21 protein-coding genes are annotated in these 25,296 nt (G+C 74.0%); 15 read left to right on the top strand and 6 right to left on the bottom strand.

Translation table 11 applies throughout. The features are described from left to right. The gene (xylA, locus tag ACPCUX_RS08035; protein WP_423388508.1) at window positions 1–1,191 is read right to left on the bottom strand and encodes a xylose isomerase; all 1,191 of its coding nucleotides are present in this window, start codon (window positions 1,189–1,191) and stop codon (window positions 1–3) included. A 101-nt stretch (window positions 1,192–1,292) separates the two neighbouring features. Here xylA and ACPCUX_RS08030 point away from each other — a divergent pair, with 101 nt between their 5' ends. Beyond that, window positions 1,293–2,522, top strand: a complete 1,230-nt coding sequence (locus ACPCUX_RS08030; protein ID WP_423388507.1) for an ROK family transcriptional regulator — start codon at window positions 1,293–1,295, stop codon at window positions 2,520–2,522. A 41-nt stretch (window positions 2,523–2,563) separates the two neighbouring features. Here the strand turns inward: ACPCUX_RS08030 and ACPCUX_RS08025 are convergent, their stop codons facing one another. Next, a complete protein-coding gene (locus ACPCUX_RS08025) occupies window positions 2,564–4,087 on the bottom strand; it encodes an alpha-N-arabinofuranosidase (protein ID WP_423388506.1) in 1,524 nt (507 codons plus the stop codon). A gap of 65 nt (window positions 4,088–4,152) precedes the next feature. Continuing rightward, window positions 4,153–5,154: a LacI family DNA-binding transcriptional regulator gene (locus tag ACPCUX_RS08020; RefSeq protein ID WP_043654319.1), complete on the bottom strand. Its 1,002-nt coding sequence runs from the start codon at window positions 5,152–5,154 to the stop codon at window positions 4,153–4,155. A gap of 309 nt (window positions 5,155–5,463) precedes the next feature. Between ACPCUX_RS08020 and ACPCUX_RS08015 the strand changes: the two genes are divergently transcribed. The 7 genes from ACPCUX_RS08015 (at window position 5,464) to ACPCUX_RS07985 (ending at window position 15,939) form a co-directional block, all read left to right on the top strand. Next, complete coding sequence (locus ACPCUX_RS08015; protein ID WP_043654297.1) at window positions 5,464–6,405, top strand: carbohydrate ABC transporter permease; 942 nt, start codon at window positions 5,464–5,466, stop codon at window positions 6,403–6,405. Between the two features lie 4 nt (window positions 6,406–6,409). Then, window positions 6,410–7,348, top strand: coding sequence for a carbohydrate ABC transporter permease (locus ACPCUX_RS08010; protein WP_043654299.1), 939 nt, complete (start codon window positions 6,410–6,412; stop codon window positions 7,346–7,348). Window positions 7,349–7,458: 110 nt separating this feature from the next. Continuing rightward, entirely contained in the window at window positions 7,459–8,790 is a 1,332-nt protein-coding gene (locus tag ACPCUX_RS08005) for an ABC transporter substrate-binding protein (RefSeq protein WP_043654300.1), read from the top strand. Between the two features lie 138 nt (window positions 8,791–8,928). Then, complete coding sequence (locus ACPCUX_RS08000) at window positions 8,929–11,112, top strand: beta-galactosidase (RefSeq protein WP_423388505.1); 2,184 nt, start codon at window positions 8,929–8,931, stop codon at window positions 11,110–11,112. 194 nt (window positions 11,113–11,306) lie between these two features. After that, window positions 11,307–14,906 carry an Ig-like domain-containing protein gene (locus ACPCUX_RS07995; protein WP_423388504.1) on the top strand — a complete coding sequence of 1,200 codons (3,600 nt, stop codon included), beginning with the start codon at window positions 11,307–11,309 and terminating at the stop codon, window positions 14,904–14,906. Between the two features lie 227 nt (window positions 14,907–15,133). Continuing rightward, on the top strand, window positions 15,134–15,469 hold the full coding sequence (locus ACPCUX_RS07990; protein WP_228485224.1) for an STAS domain-containing protein: 336 nt from the start codon (window positions 15,134–15,136) through the stop codon (window positions 15,467–15,469). Then, window positions 15,466–15,939, top strand: a complete 474-nt coding sequence (locus tag ACPCUX_RS07985) for an ATP-binding protein (protein ID WP_061266630.1) — start codon at window positions 15,466–15,468, stop codon at window positions 15,937–15,939. The genes ACPCUX_RS07990 and ACPCUX_RS07985 overlap by 4 nt, the downstream gene beginning before the upstream one ends. Before the next feature lie 80 nt (window positions 15,940–16,019). Here ACPCUX_RS07985 and ACPCUX_RS07980 read toward each other — a convergent pair whose 3' ends face one another. Further along, the gene (locus ACPCUX_RS07980) at window positions 16,020–18,305 is read right to left on the bottom strand and encodes a SpoIIE family protein phosphatase (RefSeq protein WP_423388503.1); all 2,286 of its coding nucleotides are present in this window, start codon (window positions 18,303–18,305) and stop codon (window positions 16,020–16,022) included. A 250-nt stretch (window positions 18,306–18,555) separates the two neighbouring features. On the opposite strand from ACPCUX_RS07980, the gene ACPCUX_RS07975 reads away from it, so the two are divergent. The 3 genes from ACPCUX_RS07975 (at window position 18,556) to ACPCUX_RS07965 (ending at window position 21,279) form a co-directional block, all read left to right on the top strand. Further along, on the top strand, window positions 18,556–19,353 hold the full coding sequence (locus tag ACPCUX_RS07975) for an ABC transporter ATP-binding protein (RefSeq protein ID WP_423388502.1): 798 nt from the start codon (window positions 18,556–18,558) through the stop codon (window positions 19,351–19,353). Between the two features lie 117 nt (window positions 19,354–19,470). Then, window positions 19,471–19,908, top strand: coding sequence for a YciI family protein (locus ACPCUX_RS07970; RefSeq protein WP_423388501.1), 438 nt, complete (start codon window positions 19,471–19,473; stop codon window positions 19,906–19,908). 33 nt (window positions 19,909–19,941) lie between these two features. Continuing rightward, window positions 19,942–21,279: an RNA polymerase sigma factor gene (locus tag ACPCUX_RS07965; RefSeq protein ID WP_423388500.1), complete on the top strand. Its 1,338-nt coding sequence runs from the start codon at window positions 19,942–19,944 to the stop codon at window positions 21,277–21,279. Between the two features lie 63 nt (window positions 21,280–21,342). Here the strand turns inward: ACPCUX_RS07965 and mgrA are convergent, their stop codons facing one another. Continuing rightward, window positions 21,343–22,392, bottom strand: coding sequence for an L-glyceraldehyde 3-phosphate reductase (gene mgrA, locus ACPCUX_RS07960; protein WP_409141377.1), 1,050 nt, complete (start codon window positions 22,390–22,392; stop codon window positions 21,343–21,345). Window positions 22,393–22,499: 107 nt separating this feature from the next. On the opposite strand from mgrA, the gene ACPCUX_RS07955 reads away from it, so the two are divergent. Beyond that, on the top strand, window positions 22,500–23,036 hold the full coding sequence (locus ACPCUX_RS07955) for a DUF488 family protein (RefSeq protein ID WP_034656293.1): 537 nt from the start codon (window positions 22,500–22,502) through the stop codon (window positions 23,034–23,036). Between the two features lie 23 nt (window positions 23,037–23,059). On the opposite strand, the gene ACPCUX_RS07950 is transcribed toward ACPCUX_RS07955, so the two are convergent. Next, window positions 23,060–24,085: a beta-ketoacyl-ACP synthase III gene (locus ACPCUX_RS07950; RefSeq protein ID WP_137279661.1), complete on the bottom strand. Its 1,026-nt coding sequence runs from the start codon at window positions 24,083–24,085 to the stop codon at window positions 23,060–23,062. A 124-nt stretch (window positions 24,086–24,209) separates the two neighbouring features. Between ACPCUX_RS07950 and ACPCUX_RS07945 the strand changes: the two genes are divergently transcribed. From ACPCUX_RS07945 to ACPCUX_RS07935, 3 genes are all read left to right on the top strand, one after another. Then, window positions 24,210–24,626 (top strand): TIGR03618 family F420-dependent PPOX class oxidoreductase, encoded by a 417-nt coding sequence (locus ACPCUX_RS07945; protein ID WP_085388515.1) that lies wholly within the window; start codon window positions 24,210–24,212, stop codon window positions 24,624–24,626. A 139-nt stretch (window positions 24,627–24,765) separates the two neighbouring features. Then, window positions 24,766–24,939, top strand: a complete 174-nt coding sequence (locus ACPCUX_RS07940) for a hypothetical protein (protein ID WP_157838011.1) — start codon at window positions 24,766–24,768, stop codon at window positions 24,937–24,939. Continuing rightward, window positions 24,939–25,295, top strand: a complete 357-nt coding sequence (locus ACPCUX_RS07935; protein WP_009862891.1) for a YciI family protein — start codon at window positions 24,939–24,941, stop codon at window positions 25,293–25,295. The genes ACPCUX_RS07940 and ACPCUX_RS07935 overlap by 1 nt, the downstream gene beginning before the upstream one ends. Window position 25,296 lies beyond the last annotated feature (1 nt).

Genomic DNA, 25,296 nt, shown 5'->3' with positions numbered 1-25,296 from the left:
TCAGCCGATGAGGTGCTCGAGCGCGAGCTGGTTGAGGCGCACGAAGCCGAAGTCGCGGTTCGCCGCGGCGTCGACGTCGAACTCCTCGTACGCGCTGCGGTCCGCGAGCAGGTCGGCGACGGACTCGCCCTCGCCCAGCGTGGACTGTCCCAGCTCGAACACGCCCGAGTGCGCGAACGCCTCCTGGACGCGGCTGTCGGCGCGGTACGCCACGGCCTTGCGCGCGAGCAGGCGGTAGGTCTCCATGTTGGCGCGCGCGGAGTCCCACACGCCGACCTCGTTCTCGGTGCGCGACGGCTTGTAGTCGAAGTGGCGCGGGCCCGTGTACGTGGGGCCGCCGTTCGGGAAGCCGTTCTCGAGCAGGTCGACCGTGAAGAACGCGGAGAGCAGGTCGCCGTGGCCGAACACGAGGTCCTGGTCGAACTTGATCGAGCGCTGGCCGTTGAGGTCGATGTGGAAGAGCTTGCCCGCCCACAGCGCCTGCGCGAGGCCGTGCGTGTAGTTGAGGCCCGCCATCTGCTCGTGGCCCGTCTCCGGGTTGAGGCCCACGATGTCGCCGTTGTCGAGCTTCGCGATGAGGCCGAGCGCGTGGCCGATGGTCGGCAGGAAGATGTCGCCGCGGGGCTCGTTCGGCTTGGGCTCGAGCGCGATCTTGAGGTCGTAGCCCTTCTCCTTGATGTACGCCGCAGTGAGGTCGAGGCCCTCGGCGTAGCGCTCGTGCGCGGAGTGCAGGTCCTTGGCGCCGTCGTACTCGGTGCCCTCGCGGCCGCCCCACATGACGAACGTCTTGGCGCCGAGCTCGGCGGTGAGGTCGACGTTGCGCAGCACCTTGCGCAGCGCGTAGCGGCGCACGCCGCGGTCGTTCGACGTGAGGCCACCGTCCTTGAAGACGGGGTGGCTGAACAGGTTGGTCGTCACCATCTCGATGACGAGGCCCGTGTCCTCGGCGGCCTGGCGCACCGCGTCGAGGCGCTTGGTGCGCTCGGCGTCGTCCGCGCCGAAGGGGACGACGTCGTCGTCGTGGAAGGTGAAGCCCCACGCGCCGAGGTCGGCCAGACGACGCACCGACTCGGCCGGGTCGAGCGCCGGGCGGCTCGCGCTGCCGAACTGGTCCTGCGCGGTCCAGCCCACGGTCCACAGACCGAAGGAGAAGTTGATGTCTGCGTCGTGTCGGGTGGTCTCGTCGGCCACGGTGGTCTCCTCGTCGAGAGGGCCGGAGCGACGTCGGTCGACCCCGGCCTATTTATGTCGTACGGCTGAACTTATCCGTCCGGGTCGGTAAGGTCAAGACCGTGAACCGCAGCGTCGCGACCCGGACGGGTCCCCCAGCAGCCCGCCAGGCCACGCTGCGCGAGCACAACCTCGCCCTGGTCGCGCGGGCCGTGTTCGAGGCGTCGCACCCCTGCTCGCGCGCCGACATCGCCGGCGCGAGCGGGCTCACGCGCGCCACCGTCTCGACGCTCGTCGACCGCCTCGTCGCCGCCGGCATCGTGGCCGAGCTGCCGCCCGCCACCCCGCAGCGCGCCGGGCGACCCGCCGTGCCGCTGGCCCCCGCGCCGCGCACCCTCGTGGGCCTCGGGCTCGAGGTCAACGTCGACTACCTCGGCGGCCGCGTGCTCGACCTCACCGGCGCCGTCGTCGCCGAGCAGGTCGACCCCGACGACCTCCACGACAGCGACCCCACCGAGGTGCTGCTCCGCCTCGGCCGCATCGCGCACGACCTCCTCGCCCAGGTCCGCGCCGACGGCATGACCGTCGCGGGCGCGCGCCTCGCCCTGCCCGGCCTCGTCGACCCGCGCGCCGGCCGGCTCGAGGTCGCACCGAACCTCGGCTGGTCCCACCTCGACCCCGTCCGCCTCCTCGGGCTCGGCCCCGACGTCGCCGTCGAGATCGGGAACGAGGCCAAGCTCGCCGCGCTCGCCCAGGCGAGCCACGGCGTCGTGCCCGACGACGCGACCGGGCCCGCGCCCTCGACGTACCTCTACGTGTCGGGCGACGTGGGCATCGGGTCCGCGATCGTCGTCGACCGCCGCCTGTTCCACGGCCGCCACGGCTGGACGGGCGAGGTCGGGCACGTCGTCGTCGACCCGCACGGCCCCCGGTGCCGCTGCGGCGCGACGGGCTGCCTGGAGCAGTACGCGGGCAAGGACGCGCTCCTGCGCGGCGCGGGCCTCCCCGTCGACGCGCCCACCGGGGCGCTCGTCGCCGCCCTCGACGCCGGCGAGCCGGACGCGCTCGCCGCGGTCGAGCGCGCCGGGACCGCGCTCGGCAGCGCCCTCGCCGACTACGTCAACCTCGTCGACATCGACACCGTCCTGCTGGGCGGCATCTACCCCGCGCTCCTGCCCTACCTGCGCGCCGCCGCCGAGGCCGAGCTCCGGGCGCGCGTCCTCGCCGCCCCCTGGACCGACGTCGTGCTGCTGCCCGCGCCGGTCGGCGACCACGCCGCGCTCACGGGCGGCGCGCGCGAGGTGCTGCGCCGCGTCGTCGAGGACCCGAGCGCCTGGGTCGCCGAGGACTGATCCCGGGCGCGCGCCGGTGGTGCGCGCCCAGGGGCCCCGCGTCAGGCCAGGTCGAGCCCGACCGCCGCCCACGAGAGCGCCGGGAGCGTCAGCCGCACCTCGCCGTCCTCGACGCGCGCGCCGAGCGGCACGGGGCGGACGGGCTGCGCGTCCCGCGTGTTGGTCACGAACCGGTCGTGCCCCTCGGGGACCGTCAGCACGACGGCGTCGCGCACCGCCCGCACCCCGCCCGCGGCGAGCGTGACCTCGACAGGGTGCTCCGGGTCACGGTTCACGCAGAACACCTCGACACGACCGTCGGCGGTCGTCGTCGCGGAGACGTCGACGACGGGCACGTCGCCGTACGCGGCGGTCGGGACGGTCGGGCAGTCCGCGGCGACGCGCAGCGCGGCGCCCCGCGCACGGGCGGCCGTGATCGCGAAGGGCCAGAAGATGGTCTGCCGCCACGCGTCGGCGTCGGGCTCGGTGCGGATCGGCGCGATGACGTTGACGAGCTGCGCCTGGTTCGCCATCGAGACCCGGTCCGCGTGCCGGACGAGCGAGTTGAGCAGGCTCCCGACGACGACGGCGTCCGCCACCGCGTACTCGTCCTCGATGATCCGCGGCGCGACGTTCCACGCGCCCGTCAGCAGCGGCTCCTTGTCCCGCTCGTTGAAGCGGTCGAGGTACCACACGTTCCACTCGTCGACGCTGATGCCGAGCCGCCGACCCTGCATCCGGTCGCCGAGCGCCGCCTCCTCCTCGTCGAGGATCCCCGCGACGGTCGCGATGTAGCGGTCGAGCCCGACGCCGGACGCGAGGAAGGAGGGCAGGTCGCCCGGGGTCTCCTCGTAGTAGGCGTGCAGCGACACGTGGTCGACGAGCCCGGCGGTCTGGCGGACCACCTCGCGCTCCCAGTCCCCGAACGTCGGCTGGTCGGCCGACGACGACCCCGCCGCGACGAGCTCGACCGTCGGGTCGACGAAGCGCATCAGCCGCGCGGTCTCGGCCGCGAGCCGGCCGTACTCGTGGGCCGTCTTGTGGCCGATCTGCCAGTCGCCGTCCATCTCGTTGCCGAGGCACCACAGGCGGAAGCCGAACGGGTCCGGCGCGCCGTTCGCCCGACGCTCGTCGGACAGCGCGGTACCGCCCGGGTGGTTGCAGTACTCGAGGAGCTGCGCCGCCTCGGCCGCGCCGCGCGTGCCGAGGTTGACCGCCATCATGACCTCGAGCCCCGCGCGCTCGGCCCACCCGGCGAACTCGTGCAGCCCGACCTGGTTGGTCTCGATGCTGTGCCAGGCGGCGTCCAGCCGGACCGGGCGCTGCTCGCGCGGGCCGACGGAGTCCTCCCACCGGAAACCGGAGACGAAGTTCCCGCCGGGGTAGCGCACGACCGTCGCACCCAGCTCGCGCACGAGCTCGAGCACGTCGCCGCGGAAGCCGTCGGCGTCGGCCGAGGGGTGCCCGGGGTCGTGGATCCCCCCGTACACGCAGCGCCCCATGTGCTCGACGAACGCGCCGAACAGCCGCGGAGAGACGGCGCCCACGGCGTCGTCCGGATCGATCTGGATGCGTGCGTGGGTCATGGTCCTCGTCTCGTGGATCGGTGCCGACGGGTCGACGGCGGGGCTCTGCGGTGCGCGGGCGACGCTCAGCGACGTGTGGCCGCGGCGGGCGGGGGTGCGGTGCTCGCGCGCTCGACGAGACGGGTGGGCACGAGCCGCGTCCCGGTCTCGGCGACGCCGTCGTGCACCTGGCGCAGGACCTGCTCGACGCACCGACGCCCCACCTCGGCGAAGTCCTGGTGGACGGTCGTCAGGGGCGGCAGGAACTCGCTCGACTCGGGCAGGTCGTCAAACCCGACGACGCTCACGTCCTGCGGCACGCGCCGGCCCGCGTCGTGCAGGGCGCGCACGAGCCCGAGCGCCATCTGGTCGTTCGCGACGAACACCGCGGTCACGTCGTCGTCCTCGGCGAGCCGCCGCCCGGCCTCGTAGCCCGACGCGGGCGACCAGTCGCCCCGCTCCGGCTCGGGCACCGGACGGCCGGCGCGCTCCAGCGTCTCGCGCCACGCGACGGCCCGGCGCTCGGCCGCGAAGGAGCTCTCCGGGCCGGCGAGGTGGTGGACGGTGCGGTGGCCGAGGTCGAGCAGGTGCTGCACCGCCTGGCGGGTGCCGTCCGCCTGGTCCGTGTCGACGACGGCGTACGCGTCGCCGGCGTCGGAGTCGGCGACCACGACCTTCACCCCGGGCGGGAGGTTGACTCGCGCCACGTCGAGCAGGTGCACCTCCATGAGGAGGATGATCGCGTCGACGGCCAGCTCGCCGAGGCGCGTGAACGCGCCGTGCACGCCACCCTGGGTCGGCGCGGCGACGGGGATGACGGTGATCGCGTAGCCCTGGGCGGCCGCGGACGTCGCGATGGCCTCGAGCGTGCGGACGTTGCCCGTGGTCGCGAGCGAGAAGAGGATCACGCCGATGGTCCGGAACGTGCCGCTCTTGAGCGCGCGGGCCGCGCTGTTCGGCCGGTAGTCGAGCTCGGCCATCGCGGCGAGCACGCGGGTCCGCGTCTCCTCCACGACCCCGGGGTGCCCGTTGGCGACGCGCGACACGGTCTGCGCGGACACCCCGGCCATCCGGGCGACGTCGGCCATCGACACGCGGCGGACGTCGTGCGGCCGGCGGGCCCGGGCCGGCTCGACGGCGGGGACCGTCTCGGCGACCGGAGCGGTCCGCCGCTGCGGCGCCGTCGTCGTGACGGGGGCGTCGTCGTCGAGCCGGTTGGTCATCCGTCGTCCTCGCGGTCAGTGGCGGCACAGCTCCAGCGCTGGTTCGGCGCCGTCGCGCCGACGTCGACCACCCTAAGCGATGTTTGCGCAAACATCGAATGTCGTGCATGCTGATGTTTGCGTAAACAAGGGCGACGACCGGCGTCCCCCTTCCCCCGACGACGAGGACACAGCATGACGACGACGTCCCCACCCGTGGCAGGAGCGTCCCTGCCATCGGTCGACGCACCTTCGTCCCCCCGCACCCGACGCCACCGGCGCTCGTGGGTCGGCTGGGGCTTCGTGGGTCCGTTCATGGCCGTGTTCGCCCTGGTGTTCCTCGCACCCATCGCGTACTCCCTGTACCTGAGCCTGTTCCGCACGCAGATGGTCGGCGGCACGCACTTCGTGGGCCTCGACAACTACGCCCGGGCGTTCTCGGACCCGCAGTTCTGGGAGGCGCTCGGGCGCGTCAGCCTCTTCCTCGTGGTCCAGGTGCCGATCATGCTCGGCCTCGCGCTGCTCGTCGCCCTCGCGATCGACAGCGGCCGGCTCTACGGCAGGTCGTTCTTCCGCATCTCGATCTTCCTGCCGTACGCCGTCCCGGCCGTCGTCGCGACGCTCATGTGGGGCTTCATGTACGGCACGCGGTTCGGGCTCGTCGGCAACATCAACGACGCGCTCGGCGTCTCGCTGCCCAACCCGCTCTCCCCCGACCTCGTGCTCGCCTCGATCGGCAACATCGTGACCTGGGAGTTCGTGGGCTACAACATGCTCATCTTCTACTCGGCGCTGCGGGTGATCCCCACGTCGCTGTACGAGGCCGCGGAGCTCGACGGGGCCAGCCAGTGGCGCATCATCTCGGCGATCAAGCTGCCCGCGATCCGCGGCGCGCTGGTCATCGCGACGATCTTCTCGATCATCGGCTCCTTCCAGCTCTTCAACGAGCCGAGCATCCTGCAGGCGCTCGCCCCGAACGCGATCACGACGTACTTCACCCCGAACCTGTACGCGTACTCGCTGTCCTTCTCCGGGCAGCAGTACAACTACTCGGCCACGGTCGCGATCATCATGGGCGTCGTCACGATGATCGTCGCCTACGTGGTCCAGCTCCGCGGCATGCGCAAGGAGGCCTGAGACCATGACCACCGCGACCCCCACGGCCTCCGCCGCGTCCCGCCCCGGACCGAAGCCCGTCCGCCTCCGCACGCCCCGGCGTGCCGCGTACTCCGCCGACAAGCCCCGCCGCAGCGTGCTGCTCACCGTCCTGACCGGCGTCGTGCTCGTGTACTCGCTCGTCCCGCTCGTCTGGCTCGTCGTCAACGCGACGAAGACCCAGCCCGACCTCTTCGACAGCTTCGGGCTGTGGTTCGGCAGCGAGTTCGCGCTGGTCGACAACGTCGTCCAGACGCTCACCTACGACGACGGCATCTTCGTCCGCTGGCTCGCCAACACCCTGCTCTACGTGGTCGTGGGCGCCGGCGGGGCCACGTTCCTCGCCGTGATGGGCGGGTACGCGCTCGCCAAGTTCGACTTCCCCGGCAAGCGAGGCGTGTTCGCGACCGTCATCGGCGCCGTCGCGGTGCCGGGCACGGCGCTCGCCGTGCCGACGTTCCTCATGTTCAGCCAGATGGGCCTGACGAACACTCCCTGGGCCGTGATCATCCCGTCGCTGATCTCCCCGTTCGGCCTCTACCTCATGTGGACCTACGCCGCCGAGTCGGTGCCCCAGGAGCTGCTGGAGGCCGCCCGCGTCGACGGCGCCAACGAGGCCCGCACGTTCTTCCAGGTGTCCCTGCCGCTGCTCGCGCCCGGCATCGTCACCGTCCTGCTCTTCACCATGGTCGCGACCTGGAACAACTACTTCCTGCCGCTGATCATGCTCAAGGACCCCGACTGGTACCCGCTGACCCTCGGGCTCAACGCGTGGAACGCCCAGGCGGCCACCGCGGGCGGGCAGGCGATCTTCAACCTCGTCATCACCGGCGCGGTCCTGACGATCCTGCCCCTCGTGATCGCGTTCCTGTTCCTGCAGCGCTACTGGCAGTCCGGCCTCGCGGCCGGCTCGGTCAAGGAGTGACGGTCCGACGCCGGACCGTCCACCCACCCGCCGGCACCCCGGCGCACACCCCCACCCGCACCACCCCACGCACCACCCGTCCGTCTGACGACGAAGTGAGAGGAACCCGCATGTCCCCCATCACCCGCAGGTCGCGCCGAGCGACCGCCGCCATCGCCGCCACCGGCGTCCTCGCCCTCGTGCTCACCGCCTGCAGCGGCGGGTCGGGCGGCGGGAGCTCCGACGACGCGGAGAGCGCCCTCGAGGAGGGCGGCACGATCACCGTGTGGGCCTGGGACCCCACGCTGGAGAGCGTCGCCGCCGACTTCGAGGAGGAGAACCCCGGGGTGACGGTCGACATCGTCAACGCCGGCACCGGCAACGACCAGTACACGGCCCTCCAGAACGCGATCGCCGCCGGCTCCGGCGTGCCCGACGTCGCGCAGATCGAGTTCTACGCCCTCCCGCAGTTCGCGCTCTCCGAGGCGCTCACCGACCTCTCGTCCTACGGGGCCGACGACCTCGACGGCACGTTCACGCCCGGCCCGTGGGACGCCGTGACGCAGGGCGACGGCGTCTACGCGCTGCCGACCGACTCCGGCCCGATGGCGCTCTTCTACAACAAGCGCGTGTTCGACGAGCACGGCATCGCGGTACCGACGACGTGGGACGAGTACGTCGAGGCCGCCCGGGCGCTGCACGCCGCCGACCCCGGCGCGTACCTCACCAACGACACGGGCGACGCCGGCTTCACGACCTCCATGATCTGGCAGGCCGGCGGGCGCCCCTACCAGGTCGACGGGACCGACGTCACCGTCGACTTCTCCGACGAGGGCACGCAGAAGTTCGCGACGACGTGGCAGCAGATGATCGACGAGGACCTCGTCGCGCCCGTCACGTCGTGGAGCGACGAGTGGTACCAGGGCCTCGCTGACGGGTCGATCGCGAGCCTCGTGATCGGCGCCTGGATGCGCGGCAACCTCGAGACCTCGGTCGAGTCCGCCTCGGGCGACTGGGCCGTCGCGCCCATGCCCCAGTGGGAGGCCGGCGCCGACGTCACCTCCGAGAACGGTGGCAGCTCGCTCGCCATCCCGGCGGCGAGCAAGAACCAGGACCTCGCGTGGGCGTTCCTCGAGTACGCGACGGTCGGTGACGGGATCGCGACCCGCGTCGCCGAGGGCGCGTTCCCCGCGACCGTCGCCGAGCTCGAGGCCGACGACTTCACGCAGCAGGAGTTCGAGTACTTCGGCGGCCAGAAGGTCAACGAGGTCCTCGCGGACTCCGCCGCGCACGTCGCCGAGGGCTGGGCGTACCTGCCGTTCCAGGTGTACGCGAACTCCGTCTTCAACGACACCGTCGGCAAGGCCTACGTCTCGGGCACCCCGCTCGCCGACGGGCTGACCGCGTGGCAGGACGCCACGGTCACCTACGGCAAGGACCAGGGCTTCACCGTCAACGAGTGACGCGCTGACACCGTCACCCCCGGTCGTCGGGCCGGCGCTCGCTCGCCGGCCCGACGACCTCCCCGAGGACGCCGTCGCGCGTCCTCCCGACCGGCCGGGCACCGCCCGTCGCCGCGCACCGTCCCGCTAGGAGCACGCATGTCTTCCCCCACCCCGTTCCGCTGGCTGCGCCGTCCCGGGCCGCACACGCCGCCGGGCGAGCCCGGCGCGCACACGCCGTCGGGTCTGTCCTACGGCGCGGACTACAACCCGGACCAGTGGCCGCGCGAGGTCTGGGACGAGGACGTGCGCCTCATGCGCGAGGCCGGCGTGACGGTGGTCTCGCTCGCGATCTTCTCGTGGGCCCGCATCCAGCCGACCGAGGACACGTGGGACTTCGCGTGGCTGGACGACGCGATGGACCTGCTCCACGCGCACGGCATCACGGTCGACCTCGCGACGGCGACCGCGTCGCCGCCGCCGTGGCTGACGACGAAGCACCCGGAGGTCCTGCCGCAGACCCGCACGGGCGAGACCCTGTGGCCGGGCGCGCGGCAGCAGTGGCGCCCGACGTCGCCGGTCTTCCGGGAGCACGCGCTGCGCCTCGTCGAGCGCATGGCCGAGCGGTACGGCGACCACCCGGCGCTCGTCGCGTGGCACGTGTCGAACGAGCTCGGCTGCCACAACGTCTACGACTTCTCCGACGACGCGGCCGCGGCCTTCCGCGCGTGGCTGCGCGACCGCTACACGACGCTCGACGCGCTCAACGCCGCGTGGGGCACCGCGTTCTGGTCGCAGCGCTACAGCGCGTGGGAGCAGGTCCTCCCGCCGCGGCTCGCCGCGTCGCACCCGAACCCGACCCAGCAGCTCGACTTCAAGCGCTTCTCGTCCGACGCGCTCCGGCAGTACCTGCGCGCCGAGGCGGAGATCCTGCGCCGCGTCACGCCGGACGTGCCCGTGACGACGAACTTCATGGTCATGGGCGAGACGAAGGGCATGGACTACGCCGCGTGGGCGGACGAGCTCGACTTCGTCTCCAACGACCACTACGTCCTGCCCGGCCCGCAGGCGCTCGACGAGCTGTCGTTCTCCGCGAACCTCACGGGCGGCATCGCCCGGCACCGCCCGTGGTTCCTCATGGAGCACTCGACGAGCGCGGTGAACTGGCAGCCCGTCAACGTCGCGAAGAAGCCGGGCGAGCTCGCGCGCGACTCGCTCACCCACGTGGCCCACGGCGCCGACGCGGTCTGCTACTTCCAGTGGCGCCAGTCCGCGGCCGGCGCGGAGAAGTACCACTCGGGCATGGTCCCGCACGCGGGCGAGCGCTCGCGCCTGTTCCGCGACGTCGTCGCGCTCGGCGCGACGCTGCGCGACCTCGCACCCGTCGCGGGCAGCACGCAGAAGCCCGCGCGCGCCGCGATCGTCTTCGACTGGGACTCGTGGTGGACGAGCGAGCTCGACTCCCACCCGACGGACCGGCTGCGCTACCGCCAGGAGGCGCTCGACTGGTACTCGGCGTTCCTCGCTCTCGGCGTGCGCGCGGACGTCGTGCCGTCCGCGACGGACCTCGCGACGTACGACGTCGTCGTGGCGCCGGTGCTGCACGTCGTCCCGGCCGGCCTGCGCGACCGCCTCACGGCGTTCGTCGAGGCGGGCGGCCACCTCGTCACGACCTACTTCTCGGGCGTCGTCGACCAGGACGACCACGCGTGGCTCGGCGGCTACCCGGGCGCGCTGCGCGACCTGCTCGGCATCCGGGTCGAGGAGTTCGCCCCGCTGCTGGACGGCGAGAGCGCGACGGTCGAGCTCGCGGGCGAGCAGCTCGAGGGCACGGTGTGGACCGAGCCGGTGGACGTCGTCGACCCGGACGTCGAGGTGCTGGGCTGGTACAAGACCGGCGAGCAGGCCGGCCGCGCCGCCGTGACGCGGCGGACGGTCCGCACCGGGGACGGTGCTGGCGCCCGCGAGGGCTCCGCCGCCTACGTCTCCACGCGCTTCGGCCGCCAGGGCCTCGTCCCCGTGCTCGCGCGCCTGCTCGACGACGCGGGCGTGCGCAGCGAGCTGCCCGCCGCCGTGCGCGGCGACGTCGAGCTCGCGGTGCGCACCGACGGCACGGACGACTTCTGGTTCCTCGTCAACCGCACGGCGCGCCCGGTCGAGGTGCCCGACGTCGCGGGCGACGTCCTCGCCGGGCGCCGCCTCACGGCGTCGGGCATGAGGGCCGTCACGACGGATGGCACGGCGGAAGGCACGGCGGAGGGCACGGCGGGAGGCGCGCTGCTGCTCGAGCCGCGCGGCGTCGCCGTCGTCCGCCGCCCGGCCGAGCCGACCCCGCCGAGGTAGAGCCCCGGTACCACGAGGTAGAGGCCTGGTAGGCCGAGGTAGAGGCGTGGTCACGACCAGGGCTCTACCTCGGCGGACCAGGGCTCTACCTCGGCGGACCAGGGCTCTACCTCGGCACGACAGACCCCCGCGGGAACGACCCGCACCCGGTGCACCCCGCCGGTTCGCAGCGACGCGAAGGAGGTGGCTCAGGGATGAGCCCGACCGAGACCGACACGACCACGCGGGGTGGACCACCCGGTCCTCGCCGCACGGGCCCTGGCGGCCCGGCCGTCCGCCGGACGGGGGCCCGCGTCGTCGCGGGCCTCGGCGCCGGGGCGCTCGTCGCGGGCTGCGCGCTCGCGGCCCTGCCCGCGCAGGCCTCGCCCGCGGGCGCGGCCACCGCGACCGGCACGACGGCGGCCCCCGCCGACGTCGCGGGCGTCACCGTGACGCCCGACCCGTCGTACGCGGGCGCGCCGTTCGAGGGCTGGGGCACGAGCCTCGTGTGGTTCGCCAACGCCACGGGCGGCTACCCGGACGAGATCCGCGACCGGCTCGCGGACATGGTGTTCGGCGACGAGGGCCTCAACCTCAACATCGCGCGCTACAACGTCGGCGGCGGGAACGCTCCGGACGTGCCGGACTACCTGCGCGCCGGCGGCGCCGTCGACGGCTGGTGGAAGGCGCCCGAGGGCACGACGCGCACCGACGTGGACTGGTGGGACCCCGAGAACCCGGACCACTGGGACGAGGACGCGGACGCGACGCAGCGCTGGTGGGTCGACCGCATCAAGGACGACGTCACGCACTGGGAGACGTTCAGCAACTCGCCGCCGTGGTTCATGACCGTGAGCGGGTACGTCTCGGGCGGGTTCAGCTCGACCGCGGACCAGCTCAAGACGGAGAGCATCGACGACTTCGCGGCCTACCTGGTCGGCGTGACCGAGCGCCTCGAGGACGCGCACGGCATCGAGGTCGACACGATCGACCCGTTCAACGAGCCCAACACCAACTACTGGGGCACGCAGCTCGGGGCCGACGGCAACCCGACCGGGGGCCGCCAGGAGGGCGCCCACATGAGCCCCGCGCTCCAGGCGAAGGTCGTCCCGGCGCTCGCCGCGGCGCTCGAGGGCTCCTCGACCGACGCCGTGATCTCGGCGATGGACGAGACGAACCCCGGCACGTTCGCGACCAACTGGAACGCGTACCCGCAGGCGGTCCGCGACCAGGTGTCGCAGCTCAACGTCCACACCTACGGCACGGGCCAGCGCACGACGGTCCGCGACATCGCCAAGGGCGAGGACAAGCCGCTGTGGATGAGCGAGGTCGGCGGGAACTGGAGCTCGACGGGCCAGGACTTCGAGACCATGGAGTCCGGCCTCGGCAGCGCGCAGCACATCGTCGACGACCTGCGCGAGCTCGAGCCGAGCGCGTGGGTGTTCTGGCAGCCGGTCGAGGACTACGCGAACATGGCGCCCGGCGGCGAGAGCGCGAACGGCATGAACTGGGGCGAGATCCAGATCCCGTTCGACTGCACGGCCGAGGACACGCTCGAGACGTGCCCGATCTACACGAACACGAAGTACTGGGCGACCCAGAACTTCACGCACTACATCGAGCCGGGCGACTCGCTGATCCGCTCGGACGACGCGAGCAGCACGGCCGCGGTGTCGGCCGACGGCACGTCCGCGACGGTCGTCCACGTCAACGCCACGAAGGCCGAGCGCGCGGTGACGCTCGACCTGTCGAAGTTCGGTGCGGTCGGGTCCGATGCGACCGTCACCCCCGTGGTCACGAGCACGGCCGGCTATCTCGTCGAGGGCGAGCCGGTGGCGGTCACGACGGGTGCGGACGGCCCCAGCGCGACGCTCGTCGTGCCGGCCGAGTCCGTGACGACGTTCGTCGTCGACGGCGTCTCCGGCGTCGCGGACGACGCCGCGCTCGTCCAGGACGGGCACGCCTACCGTCTCGACGGCGTGCAGGCGGACCGCTCGCTCGCGCCGTCGGCGTCGGGCACGGGCGTCGTGATCCGCACCGACGCGCCGGTCGCGGAGCAGGCGTGGGAGCTCACGGCGCTCGGCGCGCCCGAGGGCTCCGGCACGCACCGCACGCGCTACGCCGTGACGAACGCGGCCACGGGCCGCCAGCTCGCCGTCGCGGCCGACACGTCCGCTGTCCTCCAGGACGCGCCCGCCGACGTCGCGGACACCCCGCTCGCCGCGCAGTGGATCCTCTCGACGACCGGCGACGGCACCTTCACGCTCGTCAACGCGTCCTCGAAGACCCTCCTCGAGGTCGGCGGCCAGGCGACGGCGGACGGCTCGCCCGTGGGCACGTACCTCGCGAACTCCGGCGTGAACCAGCGCTGGCGCGTGGTCGACGAGACGGTCCTCGGCACCGAGCCCGTCCAGGCGTTCACGACGCCGGGCACCGCGCCCGAGCTCCCCGCGACCGTCACCCCGGTCTACCGCGACGGGGCGCGCGGCGCGCTCCCCGTGACGTGGGACGTGCCGGACGACGACGCGTGGGCCGAGCCCGGCACCGTCGAGTTGACGGGCACCGTGGCCACGCCCACCGGCGGCGAGGTCGCCGCGACGGCGACCGTCGTCGTCGACGAGCTCACGTCCACGCTCCCCGCGCGCGCCAAGGCGTACGCGGGCGGCACCCCGACCCTGCCCGCGACCGTCACGGCGGTCGCCGCGGGCGGCGCGGAGGTGCAGCGCCCGGTGGTCTGGGACGACGCCCCCGCGGGCGCGTACGACGCCGTCGGGGTCGTCGAGCTCTCGGGCACGGCCGACGCCGGGGCGGGCGCCACGCTCCCGGCCACCGTCCGCGTCCAGGTGACCGAGGCGGCGTCCGCCAACGGCGCGCTCGCCGCGGGCACGACCGCGAGCGCGACCTTCACCGAGCCGGGTTACGCCGTCGGCGGCGTCGTGAACGGCAACCTCACCGACAAGGCCTGGTCGAACTGGGTGTCGGGCACCAAGCGGACGTCCGACACGCTCACCGTCACGCTCCCCGCCGACCGGGACGTCACGGGCGTCGTGACGCGGTTCTGGAAGGACGGGTCCAGCGCGAGCTGGGCGCAGTCCGTCCGGCTCCAGGCCCTCGTGGGCGGCACGTGGACCGACGTCGGCGCGCCCGTCACGGTGGACGCCTCGCCGGACGGCCCCGCGCCCGCGGTCGAGATCCCCGCGGACGTGCGGACGTCGTCCGTGCGCGTCGTCCTCACGGCACGGCCGAACACCCACCTGGTCGTCTCCGAGATCGAGGTCCTCGCCAAGGTGCCCGGCACGGGGACCGACGCCGCGGCGTCGGCCATCACCGTGGCCGGCGAGCCGCTCGCCGGGTTCGACCCGGCCGTCACGGCGTACGACGTGCCCGTCGCGGGCGGGGTCCCCGCCGTCGAGGCGGTCGCGCACGACCCCTGGGCGACGGTCGCGGTCGAGGCCGCCGACGCCGTCCCCGGCACGACGACGGTGCGCGTCACGGCCGAGGACGGCACGGAGCGGACGTACGCCCTGCGCTGGACGGCCGACGCCGGCGCGGCGCCGGTGACGGTCACCGCCGAGACGCGGTGCCTGGCCGGCAAGGTGTACGTCGCGGTCCGGGCCACGAACGACGGCGACGCGCCCCTCGACGTGACCCTCGCGACGCCGTACGGCACGCGCACGGTCGCCGCCGTGGCGCCGGGCGCGAGCGCCTACCAGTCGTTCGCGTCGCGCGCGGCGTCCGTCCCGGGCGGGACGGCCGTCGTGACGGTCGACGGGTTCGCACCGCTCGAGGTCGGGTTCGACGCGCGCTCCTGCTGAGCCGTCCGGCCGCACGGTGGGCCGGGTCGGCGTCCTCCGCGACGCCGTCCCGGCCCGCCGTGCGGCCCTCGTCGTGGCTCCCCCGCGCCGCCCTGCGCGGCGCGGGAGAGGCACGTCACCCGATGATCGCGGCCACGCCGCGACACTGCCTCGCGTGCGTCGGCGGAGCCGCGTACCGTATCCCGGGTGCCCGGTACAGTGCCGGGACCGAGGAGGAGCCCACCACCGTGACCCCCACCACGAGCGGAGACGTCCTGACGACGGCCGGCGGCACGCGCTGGACCATGCGCGGCGAGATCGACGCCGCGGTCCAGGCCCGGCGCGAGGACGAACTGCTGCGGCTCGCGCAGTCGGCCGACGGGCGCATCCACATCGACCTCGGCGCGGTCACCTTCATGGACTCGGGCGGCCTGCGCCTGCTCTACCACGCCGCCACGGCCGGCTCGGGGGCACCCGTGCTGGAGCGCGTCCCGCGCCGCGTCCGCGACCTGCTCGAGCTCAGCGGCGTCGCCGAGCTGTTCGAGCTCACCGACGACGCCGGACCTGCCGAGGACGAGGCGTGACCTTCGCCCACGCGGCGGTACCGCCCGGCTTCGTCGAGATCGGTGCCTGGCCGCTGCGCACGCTGGCGGACCTCGCCACCCTGCGGGAGGGCCTGCACCGCATGCTCACCGGCGCCCCGCTGCCCGCGGACCGCGCGCTCGAGGCCACGCCCGAGCGCGTCGTCCTCGTCGCGAGCGAGCTCGCGACGAACGCGCTGCGGCACGGCCTCCCCCCGACGCAGGTGCGCCTGCTCAGCGACGGGCGCGAGCTCGTCATCGACGTCGTGGACCACTCGCCGGACGTCCCCGTCATCGCGGGCCGGCGCTCGCCGGGCGCGGGCGGGTTCGGCCTCGTGCTCGCGCAGCGCGCCTCGACGGCCGTCGGCTGGTTCCGTGCCGGCACCGGCGAGAAGCACGTCTGGGCGCGCTTCGACGTCCCCGTCTTCCGTGGCGGGGCCGGCGTGCGCAGCGCGCTCCTCCCGATCGGCTGACGCCCCGCCGTCACGCACTCTCCGCCGCGGCGCGGCTCCCCCCGCCGCGCGGCTCGGCCGCCGCACTTCCCGGGGGCACCTCAGGCGTCGCGACGCACCAGGAGCAGGGTCGCGTCGTCCGCGGAGCGCGGGTCGCGCGCGGCGGCGACGACGCCGTCGACGTCGACCGTCCCCGGCTCCGCCGCGAAGAACGCCGCGAGCCGCCGGAGCCCGTCGAGGATCGACTCCTCGCGCCGCTCCACGAGACCGTCGCTGTACAGCACGAGCGCCCCGCCGGGCGGCACCTGGACGTGCTGCGCGGGCGGCACGCGGTCCACGAGGCCGAGCGGCGGCACGATCGCGCTCTCCGTCCAGCTCGTGGTCCCGTCCGGCGCGACGACGAGCAGCGGCGGGTGCCCCAGGGACACGTGCTCGACGACGCCGGTCACCGGGTCCAGCACCGCGACGGCGATGGTCGCGACCTCGCCGGGGAGCGTCCAGCGCGCGACGTCGCCCAGCAGCGTCACCGCCTCGACCGCGGAGCCCGTGCTCACGAGCGCGGCACGCAGCGTCGTCCCGAGCTGGCCCATCGTCGCCGCGGCCTGGAGCCCGTGGCCCGTCACGTCGCCCACGACGAGCGCGAGGCGCCCGGACGGCAGCACGAGCGCGTCGTACCAGTCGCCGCCCACGAGACCCGTGCCCGCCGACTCGTAGCGCGACTGCAGCGTCCACCCCGGGACGTCGGGCAGGAGCGCGGGCAGGAGGCTCCGCTGGAGCTCCTCCGTCGCCCGCACCGCCTTGCGGCCGCGCAGGTAGAGGGCCTCGACGAGGTGGCCACGCAGCGACGTCGCGACGTCCGTCTGGTCCGACGTCCAGGGCACGCTGTGCCCGCGCACGACCTCGCGCCACCGCTCGAACGACTTGCGCGGGCTGAGCCGCACCGAGTCGTCCTCGCCGCGCGCGATCTCCTTGTTGTACGGGTCGCCGCCCCAGTCCACGTGCCGCAGGACCTCGTCGCGCACCCACAGCACGACCTGGCCCTCGGGCAGCACGATCCCGAGGACGCCCGCGACGTCGGGCACGATCGCCGCGACGTCCGGCGCGTCCCGGTGCAGGGCGTCGGACATGACCAGGTCCTCGCCGTGCCCGAGGACCCACGCGACGAGCGCGCGGCACCCGTCCTCGTCGGGCACGTTGCCGACCGCGATGAGGCCGCCCTCCGCGACGACGATCGCGCCGTCGGCCCGCACGAGGCGGCGCAGCCACCCCGAGCGCGTCAGGGCGATGCCGATGGGGACGCTCTCGTCGCGGCTGTCCGCGGCCAGGTGCGCGAGGACGCCCTCGGCGCGCCGCACCTCGGTCTCGCGCTCGTCCTCCGCCTGGGAGACGAGCCGGACGGAGAGCGCGGACCCGAGGAACTCCGCGGCGGTGCGGACCTCGAAGGGTGGCTCGTGCGGGCCGGAGTAGTGGTGGCACGCGACGAGCCCCCACAGCCGGCCGTCGCGCAGGAGCGAGATCGACATCGACGCCCGCACGCCCATGTTGCGCAGGTACTCGAGGTGGATCGGCGAGACGCTGCGCAGCGTCGAGTAGGTGAGGTCGAGCGGCGCGCCCGTCGTGGGGAGCAGCGTCGGGACGATCGGCTGGGGCGCGTAGTCCACGTCCGCGATGAGCCGGATCCAGTTCTTCTCGTACAGCGCGCGCGCCTGCGGCGGGATGTCCGACGCCGGGTAGTGCAGCCCGAGGAACGCGTTGAGGTCGTCCCGGCGCGCCTCGGCCACGACCTCCCCGTTGTAGTCCGCGTCGAAGCGGTAGATCATCACGCGGTCGAAGCCCGTGAGCTCGCGCACGTGCCGGGCCGCGTCGTCGTACAGCTCGTCGAGCGTCGCGGCGCGCTCGAGGTCGCGCAGCGCCTGCCGGACGGCGAGGTAGGTGTTGGGGAACGTCAGCGGGCGCGCGCCCGCCGCGGTCTCGAGCTCGACGACGAGCACCGGCTCGGAGCCCGGGCCCTCCTCCGGCAGCGGCGGCCGGTGGAGCACGGCGTCGACGTCGAGCGGCCTGCCGTCCCAGCGGTCGAGGTGCAGGGTCACGGGGTTGCGCGTCGCGAGGTCCGCGCCGTCCGCCGCGTGCGCGAGCAGGTCACGCGCAGGTTCCTCGCCGAGCACGTCGGCGAGCGGCCGGCCCGCGAGCTCCTCCGCGGGGACGCCGAGGTGCCGTTCCACGTTCGCCGACGCCTGGAGCAGCACGCCGTCCGCCTCGCGGACCACCAGCAGGACCCCGCGCGGCTGGATCATGCCTGGGACGTGGATGGGCTCGCGGGCACAGTTGTCGAGGTCCACCGCCTCGCCGGGCGCGAGGAGCTCCGGCTCGTCGACCGTCCTGGTCACGATCCTCCGTCCGGGCATCACGTCCCGCGGACGGTTGCCGTACTACGGTCGGCGGACCACCTTGGCTCGAGGATCCGGAGACGCGTGCCTCAGGCTACCGCGCCCCGACGCCCGTTCGTGCGCCGGACCTCCCGGGAGCTCGGCGGGCGAGCCCCGTGAGCGACGCCACGGAACTCCGCGGTAGCGTCGTTCGTCGGACGAGCGGGAGCCCGGACCGCCCGCCCGGACCCCGACGACCAGAAGGTGACCCATGAGCACGACGACGACCCCTCTCCTGCGCGCCAGCGGCCTCGCGGCCGGCTACGGAGGTTCCGACGTCGTGCACGGCATCGACCTCGACGTGACGCCCGGCACCGCGCCGGTCGGGATCGTCGGGGAGTCGGGCGCCGGGAAGTCGACGATCGTGCGCGCGCTCGTCGGCCTCGTGCGCCCCACGGCGGGGCACGTCACCTACGCCGAGCGGACGGTGGGCAAGCTCTCCCGCCGGGACAAGAAGCAGTTCACGGCCGACGTCCGCCGCGTCTCCCAGGACGGCCTCGCCGGCATCGGCATCGACCCCCGCTGGACGGTGGACCGCACGCTGTCCGCGGCGCTCAAGGACGCGCGGCGTGCCGGCCGCCCGAGCGGACGCTCCGTCGAGGACCTGCTCGGCGACGTCGCGCTCGAGCCCCGCTACGCGCCGCGGACCGTGCAGTCGCTCTCGGGCGGCGAGAAGCAGCGGGTCGCGCTCGCCGTCGCGCTCGCGACGCGCCCCCGGGCGCTCCTCCTCGACGAGCCGCTCACCGCCGTCGACCCCGCGATGCGCGGCGACGTCGTGCGCCGCCTCGCCGACGCGACGACCGCCCTCGGCACCGCCGTGCTGCTGGTCTCGCACGACCTCGAGCTCGTCGAGCGGATGTGCCCCACCGTGCACGTGCTCGCCGACGGGACGTTCGTGGCGTCGGGGTCGCTGCGCGACGTGTTCGCGGGCACTGCCCCGGGCGCCGACCACCCGGCCGTCCGCGGACTCGCCGAGGCCGCCCCGCTCGCCGTCCAGCGCTTCCGCTGACGTCCGGGAGAACTCGTCGGCGGGCCGTGTCGAAGACCGAGGTCCGCCGTCCGACGTCCTGGTGAACCCGCCTCCACGACACTACGGTCGAGGGGGCACTCACCGAGGAGGAACGTCATGCGAGTCGTGGTCATGATCAAGGGCAGCGGGGCCGACGAGGACAAGATCGCCCCGACGCAGGAGATGCTCGCGCAGATGGGCGAGTACAACGAGCAGCTCGTCCAGGCCGGCATCATGCTCGACGGACAGGGCCTGCAGCCGACGTCCCGGGGAGCGCGCGTCGTGTTCCGCGGCGGCGAGACCTCCGTGGTCGACGGGCCGTTCACCGAGTCCAAGGAGATCGTCGCCGGGTACTGGGTCTGGCAGGTCTCCTCGCTCGAGGAAGCCGTCGAGTGGGCGCGGAAGTGCCCGAGCGACCCCAGCGCGGGCCTGGAGGAGGTGCTCGAGATCCGGCCGATCTTCGAGGCCGAGGACTTCGGCGCGGAGTACACGCCCGAGCAGCGCGAGAAGGACGAGCGCCTCGCCGACCAGATCCGCGCGCAGCACGGCGCCTGACGCCAGACCCGCACGACGAGGCCGGGGCCGGTCATGACCGACGTCTCCCGCACCGTCGACGCCGTGTGGCGCATCGAGTCGCCACGGCTCGTGGCCGGTCTCGCCCGCACCCTGCGCGACGTCGGCCTCGCCGAGGAGGTCGCGCAGGAGGCGTTCGTCGCGGCGCTCGAGCAGTGGCCCGCGCGGGGTGTGCCGGACAACCCCGGCGCGTGGCTCACGACCGTCGCACGCCGTCGGGCCGTCGACCTGGTCCGCCGCGAGCGCACGCGCGACGAGAAGTACGCGCGGCTCGCGGCGGAGCTCGCCGTGCCCGGCGGGAGGGGAGGCCCGACGGCGCACCCCGCCGACGGCGGTGCCGTCCTCGTCGGGTCCGTCCCGGCGCCCGACGCGGTCGTCGAGGACCCGGTGGGCGACGACCTGCTCGCGCTCGTCCTCGTCGCGTGCCACCCCGTGCTGCCGCGCGAGTCCCGCGTGGCGCTCACGCTGCGCCTCGTCGGAGGCCTCAGCACCGACGAGATCGCGCGCGCCTTCCTCGTGCCGTCCGCGACCGTCGGGCAGCGCATCTCCCGAACGAAGCGGACTCTCGCCGAGGCGAACGTCCCGTTCGCGGTTCCCCAGGCCGACGAGCTCGCCGCGCGCGTTCCGGCCGCGCTGGAGGTCGTGTATCTCGTCTTCACCGAGGGCTACGCCGCGACGTCGGGCGACACGTGGGTGCGGCGCGAGCTCGCCGACGACGCGATGCGCCTCGGGCGTGTGCTCGCCGGGCTTCTCCCGGCCGAGCCCGAGGTGCACGGGCTCGTCGCGCTCATGGAGCTCCAGGCGTCCCGGTTCGCCGCGCGCACCGGGACGGACGGCGAGCCCGTGCTCCTCGAGCACCAGGACCGCTCGCGCTGGGACCGGCTCCTCGTGCGCCACGGGCTCGCCGCCCTCGACCGCGCGCTCGCGCTCGGCACGCAGACTGGCAGGGCGCTCGGCCCCTACTCGCTCCAGGCCGCGATCGCGGCGTGCCACGCGCGTGCCCGGACCTGGGCGGAAACCGACTGGGACGCGATCGTCGCGCTCTACGACGCGCTGGCGTCCGTCGCGCCCTCGCCGGTCGTCGAGCTCAACCGCGCCGTGGCCGTCGGGTTCGCGGACGGCCCCGCGGCCGCGCTCATGGTGCTCGACGGCGTTGCGGACGACCCGCGGCTCGCGCGCCACCACCTCTACGGGGCCGTGCGCGGCGACCTGCTCACCCGTCTGGGTCGGCACGCCGAGGCGGCTGACGTGCTCGAGCGCGCCGCGGCCCTCGCCCCGACCCGCCACGAGCGCCAGCTCCTGCTCGAGCGCGCCGCCGCCGCGTCGTCGTCCGCGGACGCGCACCCCGCCTGACCCGACCACCTGCGAGGTAGAGCCCTGGTAGCGACCAGGGCTCTACCTCGCGCGACCAGGGCTCTACCTCGCGAGGACGGACTCGATGGTGGCCGACTCCTCCGGGGTGAGCGGGGGCGCCGAGAGGGCCGCGACGTTGTTCTCGAGCTGGCGGACGCTGCTCGCCCCGACGAGGGCGGAGGTGACGCGATCGTCGCGCAGCACCCAGGAGAGGGCGAGCTGCGCGAGAGTCTGGCCGCGGGCACCCGCGATCTCGTTCAGCGCCCGGGCACGCCCCAGGTACGTCTCGTCGAGGTTCTTCTCCGACAGGAACGGCGAGTCCGGGCGGGCCGCGCGCGACCCCTCGGGCGCCGACCCGGAGAGGTACCGGTCCGTGAGCAGGCCCTGCTGCAGCGGCGAGAACACGATGGTGCCGACGCCGAGGTCGCCGACGACGTCGAGCAGCGACTCGGTCTGCACGCCGTCGTACGCGTCCTCGTGCGCCGGGTCCTCGACGTGGCGGTTGAGCATCGAGTAGCTCGGCTGGTGGATGAGCAGCGGGGTGCCGAGGTCGGCCAGGATCGCCGCGGCCTCGCGCGTGCGCGCGGGCGAGTAGTTGGACACGCCCACGTACAGCGCCTTGCCCTGCTGGACGGCGTCGTGCAGCGCGCGCATGGACTCCTCGAGCGGCGTGCTCGGGTCCGGCCGGTGGTGGTAGAAGACGTCGACGTAGTCGAGGCCCATCCGGCGGAGCGACTGGTCGAGCGAGGAGAGCAGGTACTTGCGCGAGCCGCCGTCGCCGTAGGGGCCGGGCCACATGTCGTAGCCGGCCTTCGACGAGATGACGAGCTCGTCGCGGTACGCGCCGAGGTCCTGCGCGAGGTGGCGGCCGAAGTTCTCCTCCGCCGAGCCGTAGGGCGGGCCGTAGTTGTTCGCCAGGTCGAAGTGCGTGATCCCGAGGTCGAACGCGCGGCGCAGCACCGCGCGCTGCGTCTCGAACGGGTTCACGTCACCGAAGTTGTGCCACAGACCGAGCGAGATCGCGGGCAGGTCGAGGCCGCTGCGCCCCGTCCGCCGGTAGGTCATGGTGTCGTAGCGGTCGTCGGCGGCGAGGTAGCGCGGGGCGAGAGGCATGGGCCCATTCTGGCGCGCGCCGGCCGCGACGCCCACCCCGGTCCACGACCGCGCCGCCCGGGCCCGGTCCCCGTGCCGGCGACGGAGCGCCTTCCTAGAGTGGCCGGGTGAGCGTCGTGTACACGGTGGGGCACTCCACGCGTCCGGTCGAGGAGCTCCTCGCGCTCCTCCGGGCGAACGGCATCCGCCGCCTGGTCGACGTCCGGACCGTCCCGCGGTCGCGGCACAACCCCCAGTTCGGCCAGGACGCGCTCGCGCCCGTCCTGCGGTCCCACGGGATCACGTACCGCTGGGTGCGCGCGCTCGGCGGCCTGCGGCACGCCCGTCCCGACAGCCCGAACGGCGCGTGGCGCAACCTGTCGTTCCGCGGGTACGCGGACCACATGCAGACGCCGGAGTTCGGCGCCGCGGTCGACGACCTCGTGCGGCGCAGCGCCCACGACGACCTCGTGCTGATGTGCGCGGAGGCCGTCCCGTGGCGCTGCCACCGGTCGCTCGTCGGGGACGCGCTCGTCGTCCGTGGCGTCGAGGTGCGCGACATCGTCTCCGACGCCGCGCCACGGCCCCACACCCTGACGTCCTTCGCCCGCGTCGAGGGCACGCGCGTCTGGTACCCGCCGGAGCCGGACCACACGGCGGGCTGACACAGCGGGCTCGTCGTCCCGCGTCAGCGGGTCGGGGTCTCCACGACCTGGCCCGCCCACGCGAACCCGCCGCCGAAGCCGAAGAGCAGGGCCGGGACGCCCGCGGGGATCTTGCCCGCGTGCCACCACTTGGAGAGCCCGAGCGGGATGGACGCCGCGGACGTGTTGCCGGACTCGACGATGTCCGTGACGACGACCTTCGACTCCATCCCGAGCGCCTTCGCGAGCGGCTCGATGATGCGCAGGTTGGCCTGGTGCGCGACGAGCACCTCGATGTCGTCGAGCGAGACGCCGGAGCGCTCCACGACGGTGCGCGCGCGCTCGGCGGCGCGCGTGATGGCCCACTTGAAGACGGCGCGGCCGTCCTGGGCGAACTTCTCCTGCGGCGCCTCGATGAGCACGGCCGGGGTGAGGTCGGGCTCGGAGCCCCAGGTCACCGGGCCGACGCCGGGCTCGTCCGTCGCGCGCAGCACGGCCGCGCCCGCGCCGTCCGCGGTGAGGATGCACGTGCTGCGGTCGGTCCAGTCGGTGAACGCGGTGAGCTTCTCCGCGCCGACCACGACGGCCGTGCGCGCCGACCCGCCCCGGATCGCCTGGTCGGCGAGGCCGACGGAGTGGGCGAAGCCGGAGCACGCGACGTTCACGTCGAGCACCGCCGGCCCGACGACGCCTCGCAGGTCGAGCTCGGACGCCTCCTCGGGCGTCGACTGCCCAGGCATGACGCCGGTGCGCAGGTGGTACGCGACGCGTCCCGCCGTGTTGGGCGAGCGGTCCGTCGCGGTCGCCGTGGCGACGATGACGAGGTCGACCTCGGCCGGGTCGACGCCCGCGTCGTCGAGCGCGTGGCGGGCCGCCGCGGTCGCCATGTCGGCGACGGTCGTGTCGTCGTCCGCGACGTGCCGCGTGACGATGCCCGTCCGCGAGCGGATCCACTCGTCGTTGGTCTCGACGAGCTGCGCGATGTCGTCGTTCGTCAGCGTCTTCTCGGGCTGGAAGTGACCGAGGCCGACGATGCGCGACCCGGCCGCGCCGGTGGCGGGAGTGAGCATGAGGACGATCATGTCACGCGGCCGCTCGTCGTCAGAACGCTCCGGGCGGGGCTCCGGGAGGTCGTGCGCCACACCCGTGACGTACCGTCGGGAGGTCCGCCGTCGTGCCACCGAAGGAGCCGTCGTGTCCCGTCCGCCGCTGCCCTCCCGTCTCGTCGAGATGCTCCGCCGCCCGAACGCCGCCGTCATGGCGACGGTGCGCTCCGACGGCGCGCCCGTCACCGCCGCCACCTGGTACGTCTGGGAGGACGACGGCCGCGTGCTCGTCAACCTCGACGAGTCCCGCGTGCGGCTCAAGCACCTGCGCAACGACCCCCGGGTCTCGCTCACCGTGCTCGACGAGAACTGGTACACCCACGTGACGCTCATCGGTCGCGTCGTCGAGCTGCGCGCCGACGAGGGCCTGGCCGACATCGACCGCATCTCGCGCCACTACACCGGCCACGAGTACGCGAACCGGACCGACCCGCGCGTCAGCGCCTGGGTCGAGGTCGAGCGCTGGTACGGCTGGGGCGAGGCGAAGTCCGGCGACGACGCGTAGCGCCGTCGGCCGCCCTCCGCCCGTCCCCCGCGGCGCGCCGCCCCGCGAGAGACGGTCGCGAGAAAGGTGTCGATCTCGGCGACCGGGCTTCGTCGTCCTCTCGTACGGCCGCACGGGCCGTGCGAGAGGAGGAGGCACGATGACGACGTTCCTGGAGACGATCCTCGCGGCGGACCGCGAGCACCCGCCGGACCGTGCGCGGTACCGTGACGGGCGACGCAGCGCCGGGGACGGGACGTCCGCCGCCGACGTCGCGTCCTCCGGGCCGACGGTGCTCCGCCGGCCCGCGGCGACGAGGGCGGAGGACCTCTGATGCGCTACCTCATGCTCGTGCTCGGCACCCCGGACGACCCGGGGCTGCCGCCCGAGGAGGCCGAGGCCGCGGCCCCGATCGGGGAGTGGGTCGGGCGGCACTACGGCAGCGGTGCCGCGGTGGTCGGCGACCGGCTGCGCCCCCCGGAGGACGCCGTGGGCGTGCGGGTCCGGGGCGGCAAGGTGCTCGTCACGGACGGGCCGTTCTCCGAGACGAAGGAGTCGATCGCGGGCTTCGACGTCCTCGAGGCGCCGGACCTGGACACCGCGATCGCCATCGCGTCCGAGCACCCCATGGCGTACGGCGGCGCGATCGAGCTGCACCCCGCGTGGCCGCTGGACCTCGACGGGTCCTGAG

The sequence above is a fragment of the Cellulosimicrobium sp. AB352 genome, from assembly GCF_049538415.1.
In the GTDB taxonomy this organism is placed as follows: domain Bacteria; phylum Actinomycetota; class Actinomycetes; order Actinomycetales; family Cellulomonadaceae; genus Cellulosimicrobium; species Cellulosimicrobium funkei.
The sequence above is the reverse complement of the archived record's forward strand: the minus strand, read 5'-3'. Positions and strand labels throughout refer to the sequence as shown.